The organism is Myxococcales bacterium, assembly GCA_012517325.1.
Lineage (GTDB): Bacteria > Lernaellota > Lernaellaia > Lernaellales > Lernaellaceae > JAAYVF01.
Window position 1 is genome coordinate 1 of sequence record JAAYVF010000107.1, and the last position, 13670, is coordinate 13670.

At 61.9% G+C, this 13670-nt stretch carries 13 protein-coding genes; 6 read left to right on the plus strand and 7 right to left on the minus strand.

What is annotated here, in order from left to right:
- Both GX444_18355 and trxB read left to right on the plus strand, forming a co-directional pair.
- A partial coding sequence (locus GX444_18355) for a hypothetical protein (protein ID NLH50541.1) occupies positions 1 to 364 on the plus strand: 364 nt, incomplete at its 5' end.
- Positions 365 to 374: 10 nt separating this feature from the next.
- Positions 375 to 1295, plus strand: coding sequence for a thioredoxin-disulfide reductase (gene trxB, locus GX444_18360; protein ID NLH50542.1), 921 nt, complete (start codon positions 375 to 377; stop codon positions 1293 to 1295).
- A gap of 22 nt (positions 1296 to 1317) precedes the next feature.
- Here the strand turns inward: trxB and GX444_18365 are convergent, their stop codons facing one another.
- Genes GX444_18365 through GX444_18385 form a run of 5 tightly spaced genes read right to left on the minus strand, consistent with a single transcriptional unit; the run spans position 1318 to position 5994 of the window.
- The gene (locus GX444_18365; GenBank protein ID NLH50543.1) at positions 1318 to 3183 is read right to left on the minus strand and encodes a hypothetical protein; all 1866 of its coding nucleotides are present in this window, start codon (positions 3181 to 3183) and stop codon (positions 1318 to 1320) included.
- Positions 3184 to 3201: 18 nt separating this feature from the next.
- Positions 3202 to 3771 (minus strand): 2-oxoacid:ferredoxin oxidoreductase subunit gamma, encoded by a 570-nt coding sequence (locus GX444_18370; GenBank protein ID NLH50544.1) that lies wholly within the window; start codon positions 3769 to 3771, stop codon positions 3202 to 3204.
- A 3-nt stretch (positions 3772 to 3774) separates the two neighbouring features.
- A complete protein-coding gene (locus GX444_18375; GenBank protein ID NLH50545.1) occupies positions 3775 to 4590 on the minus strand; it encodes a 2-oxoacid:ferredoxin oxidoreductase subunit beta in 816 nt (271 codons plus the stop codon).
- Positions 4580 to 5743, minus strand: coding sequence for a 2-oxoacid:acceptor oxidoreductase subunit alpha (locus GX444_18380; GenBank protein ID NLH50546.1), 1164 nt, complete (start codon positions 5741 to 5743; stop codon positions 4580 to 4582). The genes GX444_18375 and GX444_18380 overlap by 11 nt, the downstream gene beginning before the upstream one ends.
- A 2-nt stretch (positions 5744 to 5745) precedes the next feature.
- Positions 5746 to 5994 carry a 4Fe-4S dicluster domain-containing protein gene (locus GX444_18385; GenBank protein ID NLH50547.1) on the minus strand — a complete coding sequence of 83 codons (249 nt, stop codon included), beginning with the start codon at positions 5992 to 5994 and terminating at the stop codon, positions 5746 to 5748.
- A gap of 393 nt (positions 5995 to 6387) precedes the next feature.
- Between GX444_18385 and GX444_18390 the strand changes: the two genes are divergently transcribed.
- Positions 6388 to 6861: a hypothetical protein gene (locus GX444_18390; GenBank protein ID NLH50548.1), complete on the plus strand. Its 474-nt coding sequence runs from the start codon at positions 6388 to 6390 to the stop codon at positions 6859 to 6861.
- 73 nt (positions 6862 to 6934) lie between these two features.
- Complete coding sequence (locus GX444_18395) at positions 6935 to 8602, plus strand: tetratricopeptide repeat protein (protein ID NLH50549.1); 1668 nt, start codon at positions 6935 to 6937, stop codon at positions 8600 to 8602.
- Positions 8603 to 8811: 209 nt separating this feature from the next.
- Here GX444_18395 and GX444_18400 read toward each other — a convergent pair whose 3' ends face one another.
- Positions 8812 to 9345: a hypothetical protein gene (locus GX444_18400; protein ID NLH50550.1), complete on the minus strand. Its 534-nt coding sequence runs from the start codon at positions 9343 to 9345 to the stop codon at positions 8812 to 8814.
- Between the two features lie 361 nt (positions 9346 to 9706).
- Positions 9707 to 12073: a tetratricopeptide repeat protein gene (locus GX444_18405; protein ID NLH50551.1), complete on the minus strand. Its 2367-nt coding sequence runs from the start codon at positions 12071 to 12073 to the stop codon at positions 9707 to 9709.
- A 144-nt stretch (positions 12074 to 12217) separates the two neighbouring features.
- On the opposite strand from GX444_18405, the gene GX444_18410 reads away from it, so the two are divergent.
- Both GX444_18410 and GX444_18415 read left to right on the plus strand, forming a co-directional pair.
- Complete coding sequence (locus tag GX444_18410) at positions 12218 to 12880, plus strand: hypothetical protein (GenBank protein NLH50552.1); 663 nt, start codon at positions 12218 to 12220, stop codon at positions 12878 to 12880.
- A gap of 21 nt (positions 12881 to 12901) precedes the next feature.
- Positions 12902 to 13657, plus strand: coding sequence for a hypothetical protein (locus GX444_18415; GenBank protein ID NLH50553.1), 756 nt, complete (start codon positions 12902 to 12904; stop codon positions 13655 to 13657).
- Positions 13658 to 13670: the final 13 nt, after the last annotated feature.

Sequence of the window (13670 nt, forward strand, 5' to 3'; positions counted from 1 at the left end):
GCTGTCGCGCATGGGTCGCGCCGTGCTGATTCTCGTTTCCGTGCTGGTCAGCCTGTCGCTGGAATACGTGTTGCGGACGCGGTTTCGCGCGCCGACGGAATTGACCTGGGAACTGCTGTCGAGCAAGGGCAGCAAGATCAAGGCCAGCGACGGGTCGTGGAAATTGACGCCGTTGGACGGCGGCAAACGTACGGCCGCGTTCTACTCGCTGTACACCGACCTGTCCGACGCGGTCTGGGGCCTCGATCGCTTGCTGAAAAACGATCCGAGCATGGAAGTCGCCATCAACGCCAGTACCTGCCTGCTGGTGCTCAAGGCGGTGAAGAACCGCGGCGAGCACCCGGGTTGGACGCGAACGAACTGAGGGGAGAAGGATGCGACAGGAAAAAATCGTCATCGTTGGTGCCGGTCCTTCCGGTTTGACCGCCGCCATTTACGCGGCCCGTTCCGGCCTGGATCCGCTGGTCATCGAAAAGCTGCAACCCGGCGGCATGATGGCTTCGACCGACCTCATCGAAAACTTTCCCGGTTTCGAGAACGGCATCAGCGGTCCGGATCTGTCGATGAAAATGCACCAACAGGCCGAACGCTTCGGGGCGCGGTTCGAATTCGGCGAGGTGCAGGCGCTCGAATTGACGGACGGGCGGAAGATTCTGCACACGGACTTGGGCGACATCGAGGCCGACGCCCTCATCGCCGCGACCGGCACCGATCACCGGATGCTCGGCATTCCGGGCGAACGGGAATTGTTCGGCCGGGGCGTCTCGATCTGCGGCACCTGCGACGGGCCGTTCTACAAGGGCCGGGAAGTGGGCGTGGTCGGCGGCGGCAACAGCGCCATCCAGGAGTCGCTGTTCGTCGCGCGCTTCGCCAAGATGGTGCACATCATCCACCGCCGCGACAAGCTGCGTGCCGACCAGGTGCTGGCCGAACGGGCTTTCGCGACGCCGAACATCCGGTTCGTCTGGGATTCGGTGGTGACGCGGGTGCTCGGCGAGCACAACGTCAAGGGCTTGCAGTTGCAGAACAAGAAAACCGGCGAGACGAGCGATTTGCCCGTGGACGGCTTCTTCGTTTTCATCGGCCTGATCCCCAACAACCATTGGCTCAAAGGTCTGGTGCCGCTGAACGAGGAAGGATTCGTGGTGGCCGACGAATACGGCCGCACACAGGTGCCCGGGCTGTTCGTGTCCGGCGATTTGCGCAACAAGGAAATGCGGCAGATCGCCACGGCGGTCGGCGACGGCGCCCTGGTGGCACGTTCGGTGGAAGCCTACTTCGAAAGCAAGCGCTAGGCGAAGCAGCGGCTCACGGCCGTCATTTCAATTCGTACAGCCGGTATTTCCGGTCCGCGCACACCAGCCGGGCTTGCGCCGGATCGGCCAGCATTTTCTCGAAATCGCGCGGGTACTTGAGCTTCCAGGCGCGGTTACCCTTCAGCAGGTGCGTGACTCGCATTTCCCGCAAGCGCTTTCTCATGTCCTTGAACGAGCCGGGCTGGGTGACGAACTCGTTGATCTGCGACGCCGCGTAAAAACTGTCGGCGGCGCACTTGCGGTCGATGAAGAAGCAGCGGTTGTGCTGCAAGATCAGAACCCGCGCCTTGGGCGGTAATTTTTCGTTCAGGCAGCGAATCGCCTTCTCGCGCGGATCGCGGCGCAGGGCTTCGCCGTATTTCCCGGCGGCCAGATCGGCGACGATGGGCGAGTCGGCGACGCCGTAGAGCAGCCAGAGGCCGGCGGCGATCGCCAGAATGACGGCCAGCGGCTGTTTCAGGGAAGCCCACGGCAGTCGGGCGATCGCCTCGTGCAAAGACAACGCCGCCGCCAGCGCCAGCAAGGGAAGCAGGGGAATCAGAAACCGGGTCTGCTGCGAGGCCAGGCTCCAGGAAACGAAATAAAACAACGCCGTCAGCAGGCTCCAGCGCACGACCGGCAAGCGCCGGCCGAACCAGCAAAGCGGCAGCAGCGCGAACCAGAGGAGGTTCAGGGTGCCGCCGAATTTGGAAAGGCTCGGCGCGCCGGCGACAAGCAGCCGATACGGCAGCAGGAGGTAATCCCACCCGGTCCGGCCCATCCCGATCGCGTTGTGGTGCCATTGGTAAAACAGGTCGCTCAGTTGTTGGTTCCATTCGCGGCCGCCCAGGGCGGAATAGAAAAACGGATACACCGGGTTGCCGGTCTCGATCGCGCTTTTGATCAGCCAGGGCAACAGCAGCAGAAATCCCGGCCCGGCCAGGTAAAGCGCCACTTCTTTTACCCGTTGGGCGGGCCGACCTTCGCGCCGCGAGGCGATCAGATAAAGCAGTCCCAGGCAGACGCCTCCGATGAAGCCGTTGAATTTCGACCCCGCCATCAAGCCGATGAACATTCCTGCGATCCACAGCGGGCGCGGCCCGTTTTCCGGGTGTTGCAAACGCTCGACGATGAACCAGAAAGCCAGGAAAAAGAAGAAGGCGCTGCCGATGTCGATGTAGGCGATCGGAAATTCCAACCGCACCACGCCGTTCATCAGGAAAAATATGACGGCCAGCGGGCCCGCCGCCGGGCGCTCCTGTCGCCGGCAGAAACCGTGCAGCGCCAGCAAGGTGAACACCCCCAGCGCGAAATGAACCGTGGTCGCCAGCCGGTAGTCCTTCCAGGCCATGGCCAGGGTGAAGAGCTGTTCGACGTTCATCGGCCAGTGCGAATAGACGTTGAACAACAGGTGGCGAAAACCGTGGGCTTGCAGCGTCGTCTTGGGAACCTGCAGGTGGTAAACCTGGGCATCGTGCGAAACGAAGGGCAGGATGGCGTGCAAAAACAGCACGGCAAGGACGGCCGTCACCGGCAGCCAGGGCAGCCATTCCGCGAGGGACGGCCATCGGAGCAGCGGTTGCCAGGGCCGCTCACCGTGCCGGATGTCGCGGGCGACGACGAGGGCCCAGCCGGCCAGCGCAACGACCGCCGTGGCCGTCAGCGGCGCGGGGTACAACAGACGCGTTCCGGCGAGGGCGAAAACGAGCGCGATCCAGAACAGCAGGCCCAGCGAAAGCGCCAGCAGGCGGCGGGCCGGCAGGCCGGGCGCGCGATAAACGAACGCGGCCGGCACCCGGCCGGCCGCGTAGATCGGCAACCAAAAAACGACCGCCCAGGCCGCGTATTCCATTACGGTCTTTAACGTGTCGAGCGATCCGCTGCCCATTTTCACCGCATTGGTTAATTACCCCGCGGTCGATGGTTGATGGACGCGCAATGCCGCCGCTTCTCGGAATCCGATCGCCAGGGCTTTCAGGTTGAGATCCTCGGTGCCCTTGGGAACGCGGGCCAGCACCGCCCGTTCGAGCGCGTTGCGGCTGACGCAATCGGTCAGGCCGGCGATCGCGCCGAGCGAAACGATGTTGGCGACGAACACCTTGCCCGCTTCCTCGCGCGCCAGCTTGGTGAACGCGATGCGGTTGATCTGGTATTCGCCGGCCGGCGGCTCCGGGCACAAATCCGTATCGATGATCATCACGCCGTTTTTTTTCAGATCGTCGCTGTACTGGCCCAGACTCTTCTGGTTCAGGCACAGCAAAATGTCGAGTTGCTCGCACTTGGGAAAGTCGATTTCCTCGTCGCTGATGATGACTTCGCTCTTCGAGGCGCCGCCGCGCGCTTCCGGCCCGTAGCTTTGCGTGTTCACGGCGTTCTTGTTGTCGAACAGAATGGCGGCTTCGGCCAGGATGATGCCCGCCAGTACGAGGCCCTGGCCGCCGCTGCCCGCCAGCCGGATTTCCAGTCGCTTGCTCATCGGTTAGTCCTCCATCGCCAGCCGCGCCGTGCGGTGCAGTTCCTCGACGAACTCGTGGCGCTGGGTGTTCAGGAAAATGCCGAGTGGAATCTTGTCCTTCACGTCGTCCAGGCTGAGGTTGTCGACGGCGTCGATCATCACGCAGTGGTCTTTCCAGAATTTCATCATTTCGACGGGACCGCGGAATTTGTTGCGCCGGCCGTACGCCGTCGGGCAGTCCTCGAGCACCTCGATGACCGAAAAGCCCTTGTGGCGGATGCCTTCGGTGATGGCCTTTTCCAGCAGCTTGACGTGGTAGGTCGTCGCCCGCGCGACGAACGTGGCGCCGGCCGCCTCGGCCAGCTTCACGAAGTCGAAGTTGTGGCTCAGGTTGCCGTAGGGCGCGGTGCTCGCGTTGGCGCCGAAGGGCGTCGTCGGGCTCACCTGGCCGCCGGTCATGCCGTAGATCGAGTTGTTGAAGATGATCAGCGTCATGTCGATGTTGCGGCGGCAGGTATGGATGAAGTGGTTGCCGCCGATCGCCACCGCGTCGCCGTCGCCGGCGGTGATGATGACGTTGAGCTGCGGTTTGACGACCTTCATGCCGATGGCGAAGGGCAGGGCGCGGCCGTGTGTCGTGTGCAGGGTGTTGAAGTCGGCATAACCGGGCAGCCGGCTCGCGCAACCGATGCCCGACACCAGAGCGACGTCGTCCTTGGGCAGTTTCAGGGTATCGATCGACCGCAACAAGGCTTTGAAAATAATGCCGTGGCCGCAGCCCGGGCACCAGATATGCGGCAGGTTTTCGACCCGCAGGTACTGTTCGTAATCAAACGCCATTTCCCGTCTCCCGCAGCGCGCGCATGATCTGGCGCGGATTGATGATTTCGGTATCGAGCCGCTGCAACCCTTCGACGGCGCAGTGTTTGCCGGCGATGCGCTCCACCTCGAGCACCAACTGGCCCGCGTTCATTTCCGGCACCAGAATCCGTTTCATGCCGGGCCGCCTGGCCAGCTTTTCGACCGCCTGGGCCGGAAACGGCCAGATCGTCTTCGGGCGGAACAAGCCGACCTTCCGGTCGCGCTTGCGCAACCGCTTGACCGCTTCCATCGCGCTACGCGCCACCGCGCCGCAGGCGATGATCACCTCCTCGGCGTCCTCCAGGAAGCGGCCTTCCCATTTGACGATGTCGTTGTAATTGCGGTCGATCTTGCGCAGCAGCCGCCGCGTCTCGCTTTCGATCACCGCCGGGTCGTTGGTCGGGAAACCCGTTCGATCGTGGAACAGGCCGGTGACGTGAAAACGGTAGCCTTCGCCGTAGGGCGCCATGGTCGGCACGTCGGAGCCGCCGCCCTGGTAGGGGTAGTAATCCTTCGGGGCGCGGCGCGGTTTGCGGCGGTTGTAGACGCTGACCGTGCCGGGATTGGGCAGGAACATGCGTTCGCGCATGTGGCCGACGATTTCGTCGGAAAGCAGAATCACCGGGGTGCGGTAACGTTCGGCCAGGTTGAAGGCGCGAATGGTTTCCCAGAAAGATTCCTCGACGCTGTAGGGGTACAACACGACGATCGGGTGGTCGCCGTGGGTGCCCCACCGCGCCTGCATGATATCGCCCTGCATCGGCCTGGTCGGCATGCCGGTGCTGGGTCCGGCGCGCTGGACGTTGACGACGACGCAGGGGATCTCGGCGATGCAGCCGTAACCGATGTTTTCCTGTTTCAGGCTGAAACCCGGGCCGGACGTGGCCGTCATCGCCTTGGCGCCGGTCAGGCTGGCGCCGAGCACCGCCGCCATCGAGGCGATTTCATCTTCCAGTTGCAGGAAAAAGCCGCCGACCTGCGGCAAGCGTTCGGACAGCACCTCCGCGACTTCCGTCGAGGGAGTGATCGGGTAACCGGCGAAGAAGCTGCAACCGGCGTACAGCGCCGCCTCGGCGATGGCCTCGTTGCCGCTCATCAGGCGCAGACCGCTTTTGAATTTGGGACCCGGCATGGCTAATCCTCCTCCGCCGGGAAGACGGCGATGGCGAAATCGGGGCAACGCAATTCGCAAAAGTAGCAGGTCGTGCATTTTTCCAGGTGGACCACGACGGCTTTGCCTTCCTTCATGGCCAGCACCTGGGTCGGGCAGAAAGCCACACAAATGCTGCAGCCTTTGCAAAAAGCGTTTTTAATCTCGATCCGTGGCGGTTTTCTTTTCTTTTTCGGCTTTTCGGTCTTGTTTTCCACCGGGGGTGTAGTCATCGGCATTGTCCTTTGTCCTCGATTTCTCGCTTTCCCGTGACCCCGGTTGGCGGTCAGCCGCTGCGCGCCCTCCGTGGGCCGGAACGGCATCGGCGTAATTCATCGGAGTCGGGAAAGGTTGATTTTGTAGCCAGCTCGCTTGGTGGCGATCCGGTGCTTATCGTTACGAACACGGGCACCCGCCGTGGCCGGGCCACGGAAGGAATACGGATAACCTTGACGACCTTCACTCTTCAAACACACCACAATCGCCGTTTTTTCGAGGCGTCATTCCGGGCGTCATTGTACCCGCCAATCCCCGGTTTGCAACCCCGCGCGGGGACCGGCGGGGTCGTTAAGTTGACAGCGACTCCGATAAGGTTGTAGTTTGCACGGCACACTCGAGGATGAGCCGTGAAACGCGAAACGACGATCTGGTTGCTGTTGACGGTGGCGGCGATGGCCGGCGGCATCGTGCTGGCCTGCGCCGGCGACACGGGAGGCAAGGAAGGGCCGGTCTATTGCCTGCTGCCCCTGCAAGCCTGGATGGACGAATGCGGCTTCTCGGTGAAAATGGACGGCGTCAACGAGATGACCCTCGATGAGGCCTACGATTCCTGCAAACACGGCTACGGCAAGGTCTGGCAATACTTCCTGCACTGCTACCACGAGGTCTTCCTGAAAGAGGGGCGGGATTGCGAAGCGTTCGCCGAATGCGCCCCCGATCACGGGTTGCCGACCGATGACGACACGGCCGACGACGATTCCTCGCCGGTCGACGACGACACCACACCGGTTGACGACGACACCACGCCGGCCGACGACGACACGACGCCGGCCGATGACGACACCACGCCGGCCGACGACGACACTTCTCCGACCGATTGAAGATCAGCCGCCCCGAGCGGTAGACTGCCGGTGATCGTCGAACTGACGGCAACCTCGGCAAGGAGCGGGATTGTTGTACGCGAGCGGGACGGAAACCGACGTTCCACGAAAAGCGATTTACCTCGCGGCGCTGGCGGTTTTCGCCGCCGCGTTCCTGATTTATCTCCCCAAACTGGCTAATCCGTTCACTTTTGACGATCGCTTGTTCATCCAGACCGATCCGAATCTGCGCGACTGGTCGGCCGCGCTGGGCGAGTTCGGGCGCGATCAGGCATCGCTGTACCGGCCCCTCCGATCGTTGGTTCTGGCCGGGCTGATTCGTCTGTCCGGCGTGGAAAACCCGGTTCCGTTCCATTTGACCGGCATGCTGTTGCACGCGGTCGTTTCGGCGTGCGTCGTGTTGATTGTCTGGTTGCTGACCGGGCGGCTCGCGGCCGCGCTGCTGGCCGGTTTGTTGTTCGCCTGGCATCCCGTTCATTCGGACCGCGTCGCCTTCATCACCGCCGGATTCGATCTGCTGGGCCCGGCCTTCGGCTACGCGGCCTGGGCGCTGGCGTTGGCGTACGACCGCGGCGGCCGCCGCATTCACCTGTGGGCGACCGGCCTGCTGCTGGCGATCGGCTGTTTCGGCGGCGAGGAAGCGGTGATGACCTGGCCGCTGGTCGGCGGCAGCCTGTTCTTGTTCCGGGGCGACCGCCGCCGGCGGATCGTCTTGCTCGCGGTGCTTGGCGCGGCCGTGGTTTTTTATCTGGCGGCGCGCACGATGGTGCTGGGCAGCATCGGCCGGACGCCTGATTATGCCGCAGGTAGTCTTGGCAACTCCGTTTTGTCGATGGCGGTGATTTTCTGGCGGTACATCGGGTTGACGTTCTGGCCGATCGGTCTCTCGCCGGCTTACGGGCCGACAGTTTATACGCACCTGAATTTGGCTTCGCTGGCGGGTCTGCTCGGCATCGCCGGTTTGCCGGTCCTGGCGATTGTCGGCCGCAAGCGGTCGCCGGGGCTGGCGCTGGGGATCGGTTGGTTTTTAATCGCGCTGTTTCCGTACAGCAATCTTTTGCCCGCCGATACTTTGATGGACGAGCGATACCTCTATTCGGCGCTGGGCGGTTTCGCCGCGGCTGCCGGTCTGGCGCTGGCCTGGATGGGCGGCCAAAGAAAAGGCGCGTGGCTGGTTGTCGCCTGCCTGCTGGCGGTTTACGGCGCGAATACGGTTGCTCGCTGCCGGGTCTGGGAGCGGCCGTTGACCTTATGGACCCAGGCGGTGACGCGCGAGCCGAACAGCTTTCTGGCGAACCTCAACGCGGCTTATCATCTGCTGGCGGCGGGGGAAACGGCGGCCGGCGAGCGCTACGCCAGGCGCGCCCATGAGTTGAACCCGCGCCGCACCGAGCCGCTGTTGCAATTGGCCGATCCGGCGTTTGCCCGCGGCGACGACGCGGCCGGCGTGAATTTGCTGGAACAAGCCGTCGCCGCCGAGCCGCAATCCGTCGCGGCGCTGAGCGCGCTGGCGCAAGCCTATGTTAAAACCGGACGATTGCCCGAGGCGGCGCGCCTGGCCGAGCAGGCGCTCGCCGGCGACCGCCGCGATACCCGGGCGCATTACGTGTTGGCCTACCTGGCGGTGACGGCCGGGCGGTGCGACCTGGCGGCCCCGCATTGGCAGGCGGTTCTTTCCGCCGTTCCGCAAGCGCGGGAATACGAGGCGGCTCGGCAATTGCAGGAGCATTGTTCGCCGTGAAGTGACCTGACAGTTCTTGGATCGCTCTCGAGTAAAACAGAAGGTGATCTCTCCGCACGAATGCGCTCAGCCGCGATAACGGGGTAAAAACCGGTTTGCCGGCGTTGAAGATTTGATCTTCGCGTTTTCAGAACGGGCTATTTACGCGGGCATTAAAAAGAAAACCCCGTGGTTGCCCACGGGGTTCTCAGCGTCTTTGCTACACGAAACTAGCAGCCGCAGCCGCCGGAATCGTTGTCATCATCATCATCATCGCCAACCGTGTCGTCGTCCGGCGGGGTGACGTCGTCGTCAGTACCACCGAAGTACCAGACACCAGACACAAACGTGGCGCCAGCGTCGTCGCCGGTCAGCAACCAGGCGAAGCCGTCGGTAGCCGCATCGTCAGTCGTCGCCATGAACGAGAAGGTCAGCATGTCGCCTTCCGCGATATCGCCGATTTCAGCCGACGACATGGCGCCCGTACCAGACGATTCCCAACTGATCGTGCCGGTGGTCTCGTCGAACTCGACGGTCCATTCCATATCACTATGAATGGCATCGGGAGCCGCGTAGGTACCCATCACGTAGTTGGTGTTCGGCAGAGTGATGTCCACCTTTTTAATGGCAACATCGCCACCAGAGGTGTTGAAAACGTCGAACGCGAATTCATAGTCGGTGCCCGCAACCAGCGCGACCGAAGATTCGCCGTTCGCCGTACCGGTCAGGCCGAAGACTTCCGTAGCGTCATCATCTTGGGCCATGACCATCCCCGACATAGCAAAGACAGCAGCCATCATCAAAGCGATCAACAGGAACTTCTTGAACACGTTATCCCTCCTTTCCTCCACTTTCCTCGGTTTTATTCTGACTCATTTCATTTCTGACCAAGGTAAGTGCTTGAACTCCGATGACTGTAGTAGTCATCACCTCCTTCTTGTTAAACTTTTCATAGCCTGCAAACGTTACCGCTCTCGCCGATACAATAATATCGACGTGATACCGCTTGATTTGTTATCTAACACGGTTTCCCCATTAAAATCAACTAAAAAAATGAGCCGGTAAGTGCTTGAAATGTGTTTTCAATAGTTAACCGTCTCAGTTGATATTATGACCCTACAGTAATTATTCGTCACCCGCCGCCGGTTGGCCCTTGTCTTCCTCGCTCAACAAACCGAGATTCTTCATCTCATGGAGGGCACCTTGATGGCGAGGGTTGATTTTCAAGGTTTTTTCAAACCATTCGGCCGCGGCGACGTTGTTCTTTTCAGACAAATAGGTGAGCCCCATGGCGAACGTCGCCTCGACATCTTCCGGCACATCTTGCAGTAAACCCTGCAAAATACGGCGGGCATTTTGAGGCTGAGTATCAATATTGACCGTGGCCAGAGTCAGGCGCGCCTGGATATGTTTTGGGTCGATGGCCAGGGCGCGGCGGATGTGTGGGCCCGCTTCGGGCAGCTTGCCGGTCTGGGCCAGGATCAACCCGAGATAAGCATGGGCGTCGGCGTTCTTTTCCTTTTCCGCCAGAATTTCGTTCAGGATGGCGATGGCTTCGTCGGTCTTGCCCTGCCGATAACGGATTTGCGACAGGTTGAGCCGGGCCTTGATGTAGCGCGGTTTTTCCCGCAACGCCTGCGTCAGATAGATTTCGGCTTTCGCCAGATTGCCGAGCCGCAGGTAGTTGTAGCCGAGGTGATTGAGCAGGCTGGCGGAATGCGGGGTCAGGTTGAGCGCCGCGAAATAGGCTTTGTTGGCCAGTTCCCAGGCTTGTTCCTGCTGATAGCACAAACCCATTTTCACGAACGCCGCCCGGTTGTCGCGGTAGATGACCAGGCTGCGTTGATAGTATTCGAGGGCGGATTTGCAATCGCCCATGGCGCGATAGATTTCGCCGTAATTGTACAGCACGGCGCTGTTGTGCAGGCGGGTCCGGCTGGCGAGCTTCATCAATTGCAGGGCTTCGTCGAATCGGCGCTGCTCGGCGTAGATGCCGGCCAGGTCGTTGTAGATCCAGGCCGGTTCCTCGCGGTCGCGCGGGGCGATGTATTCCAAGGCTTTGTTGAGGATCTTTTCCGCCTCGGCGTATTTCTTGTTCATGCGATAGATGTTGCCCAGCACCACGTAAAGCAAGGTAGCGTTGGGGGCGTCGGCGATCATCTGGGTGAAGAGCCGCTCGTTCGAGTACCAATCGACGTTGCGGTCGATCGTCAGCGCGGTGAAGGAGCCGAACATGGCGACGGTCACCACTCCGGCCGCTAGGCGGCGCGCCTTGGAAACGGGCCATTCGCAATCCGCCAGCAGTCCGCCCAACCGCCCGATCAACCGCCCCAACACGATCGCGCCGACCAGGATGAACGGGGCGCTCGGGATATAGAGGAACCGCTCGGCGGTCATGAATCCCATGTCTTTGGGACCGCTGATGCGGATGAAGTTCGAGATCGGCAGCAGGGACGCCAGGTAGAACAGCAGCGAGAAGCTGATCAGCTTGTCGCGGGTGAAGGTCACGATGATCGTGGCGATCAACAGCGCCAGGAAAACGAAGCCGGCCAGAAAAGCCGGGTCGAGTACCGATTCGACCAGCGGATTCTGCAGGTAGGCCGACAGGTGAACCGGCACCAGCATTTTCAGCGAGTAGTAGCCGATCGTTTTGATGAAGCTGAGAATCGCCGTGATCGTGTCGAACGGATCTTTGGCCTGCTTGCTGAACCCGACCTGGAAATAGCGGAACAGGAAATAGCCGACCACCATGCCGATCTGAATGGCGAGGATCGGCAGAAAGCGGACGAGCCGCTTCATTTTTTTAATACCGGTCACGTAAACGAACAGGTAGGCCGCGCTCACCACCGGCAGCGAAACGGCCATTTCTTTCGCCAGCAAGCTGAAGGCGAAAAGCACCAGCGAAACCGCCCCGGGAAGGTAGGGAGACCGCCGGGCGGCGTGCGGCGCCGCGCCGGGCAACGGATCGAGGTTCTGCCCGGCGGCGAGCCGTTCGGTGTAAACCTGAAACGCTAGGAAGCTGGCGAAATAGAAGAGGGCGCAGAGCGGATCGGTCCGGCCGGCGATCCAGGTGACCGATTCGGTATGGATCGGGTGCACCGCGAACAACAAGGCGGCGATGGTCGGCGCCAGCAGGCGGCGATTGGCCAGGCGATAAAAGATCAGAAAGAGGATCACCGTGCTCAGGTAATGGATCAGCAGGTTGGTCCAATGATACCCGGCGGGGTCGGTTTGCCAGAAACGCCAATCGAGGGCGTAGGTGATCGTGACCAACGGCCGGTAATAGCCGTATTTGCGGTTGTCGTCGGAAAAACCGAAGAAATCGCGCGCAAAGATGTCTTTTAAGAAATTCCAGCTTTTGATCTGGTAATCGAGCACGATCAGATTGATGTCGTCCCAGATGAAATCGCCCTTCGGCGCATTCCAATAGGCGGCATAAACGCAACCGGCCAGCACGATTGCGATCAGAAGCAAGGCAATTTTCGTTTTCATGGACTCCTTCCGTCCCGCCGCGACCACAAGTAAGGCATGAAAGTTACCCAAGCGCTCGGGCAGTGTCAAACACGGATTGAATCGCGCGAACCGGCTGTGGCGGAGCGGCTGGCCCGAGGCGCGCTTCTTGGCTAGACTGAAATCATGAAAAATCACCGCTACCCAAGGCTGTTTTATTCGGTTTTATTGTTGCTCCTCGCGCTGGCGAGCCCGCAATGCGGCGATCCGGAACAGACGACCGCGGCTGGCGGCACGACGCAAGCCAGTCTCGACGCCGACGGCGACGGCAAAATCGACGGCGTTCCCGACGGCGTCGCCGATTGGTTCACGGTGCAGGAATTGGTGACGCTCGCCAACGCCGGCCTGCCGATCTACACCGGCGAAAATCCGCCGGCGATCGACGGCGTCTATCTCGCCGACACCTTGCGGATCGTCTTCGACTCCCTCGGCGCGTCCGGCGATCTGGCGGTTTATCGGTTCACCTTCGCCGACCAGCAATCCGACGGGTCACTCGTGTTGTCTTACGAAAGCGAGGGCGTGGATTCCTCCGCCGGCAATCCCGCCTGGATCGCCGGCGAAGGCGACTGTTTTTCGGTGTTCACCAACATCGAAGGCTATCAGGAAGAGGACGATTGCACCTACCAGCGGCCGACGGTCTATTCCGCCTGTCTGAACGGCGAAGGCGACCTGACCGGCTTTTTCTTCGGCTTCATCATGAAAGGGCTGTCGGGCGATTGTTCCGCCACGATGCCGGAGGGCGGCTACCGGGTCATCGGCGAGAACGACGGTCTCGTCGCCCGGCAGTGATTTTTCCGGGCGGGCCGGCGAATGGATGCATCATTGACGGAATGCGGTTTCACCCTGGACGAGCGGTTGGCGGCCGCCTTGCGGGGCAATGACGCGGCGCGCTTCCTGGCGACGCGCGATCGCGACGGCCGGCCTTACCTGGTGCCGGCGCTTTCGGCGCAAAGCGCGGAAGGCGGCCTCATTCGGTTCGCGGCGATTTTTCCGGCGGCGGTGGAGCGCAATTTGGCGCTCGGCGGCTCGCTGGCCTTGCTGGTCGTCGATGAAAAGCTGCGCTGGTGGTCGCTGGCGGGGCGGCTGGAGGGATTCGCGGACGGCGCCGCCGGTGAGGCGGTACGGCGGTGGGGCCGGCTGCGGCCGACGGGGTTGCTGGCCCGCGGCGAGCCTTCGACCTGGGGTCTGGTCGCCGAGTATTCGCTGCTTCGGCTTTTCGGCATTCCCCGCGGCGACGGGTATGCCGACACCCTGCCGCGCGAGGTGGCGCTCCGCCTGCAGACGCTGCAAAACGTCAAGGGCATCGCCTTCGTCGACGCGGAGAACCGATTGATCGCGCTGCCCTGCCAGAGCCTGCGTCCGGCCGGACCCGGGGCGGTGGTCTGCGGTACCTGGCTGGTCCCGGAATTGCGCCGCGTTCCTCCCCTGGCGCGCGTGGCGATTTGTGTCTTGACGTTCGAACCGAATGCCTATCAAATTCACGGCTGTTTCGAGGGGATCGGCGGCGGGCTGTTGCGGACCGCCGCGACGATCCGCGTGAGCGGCTTGCAACCGGCGCTGGCCTGAGGCCCGCGCCGCA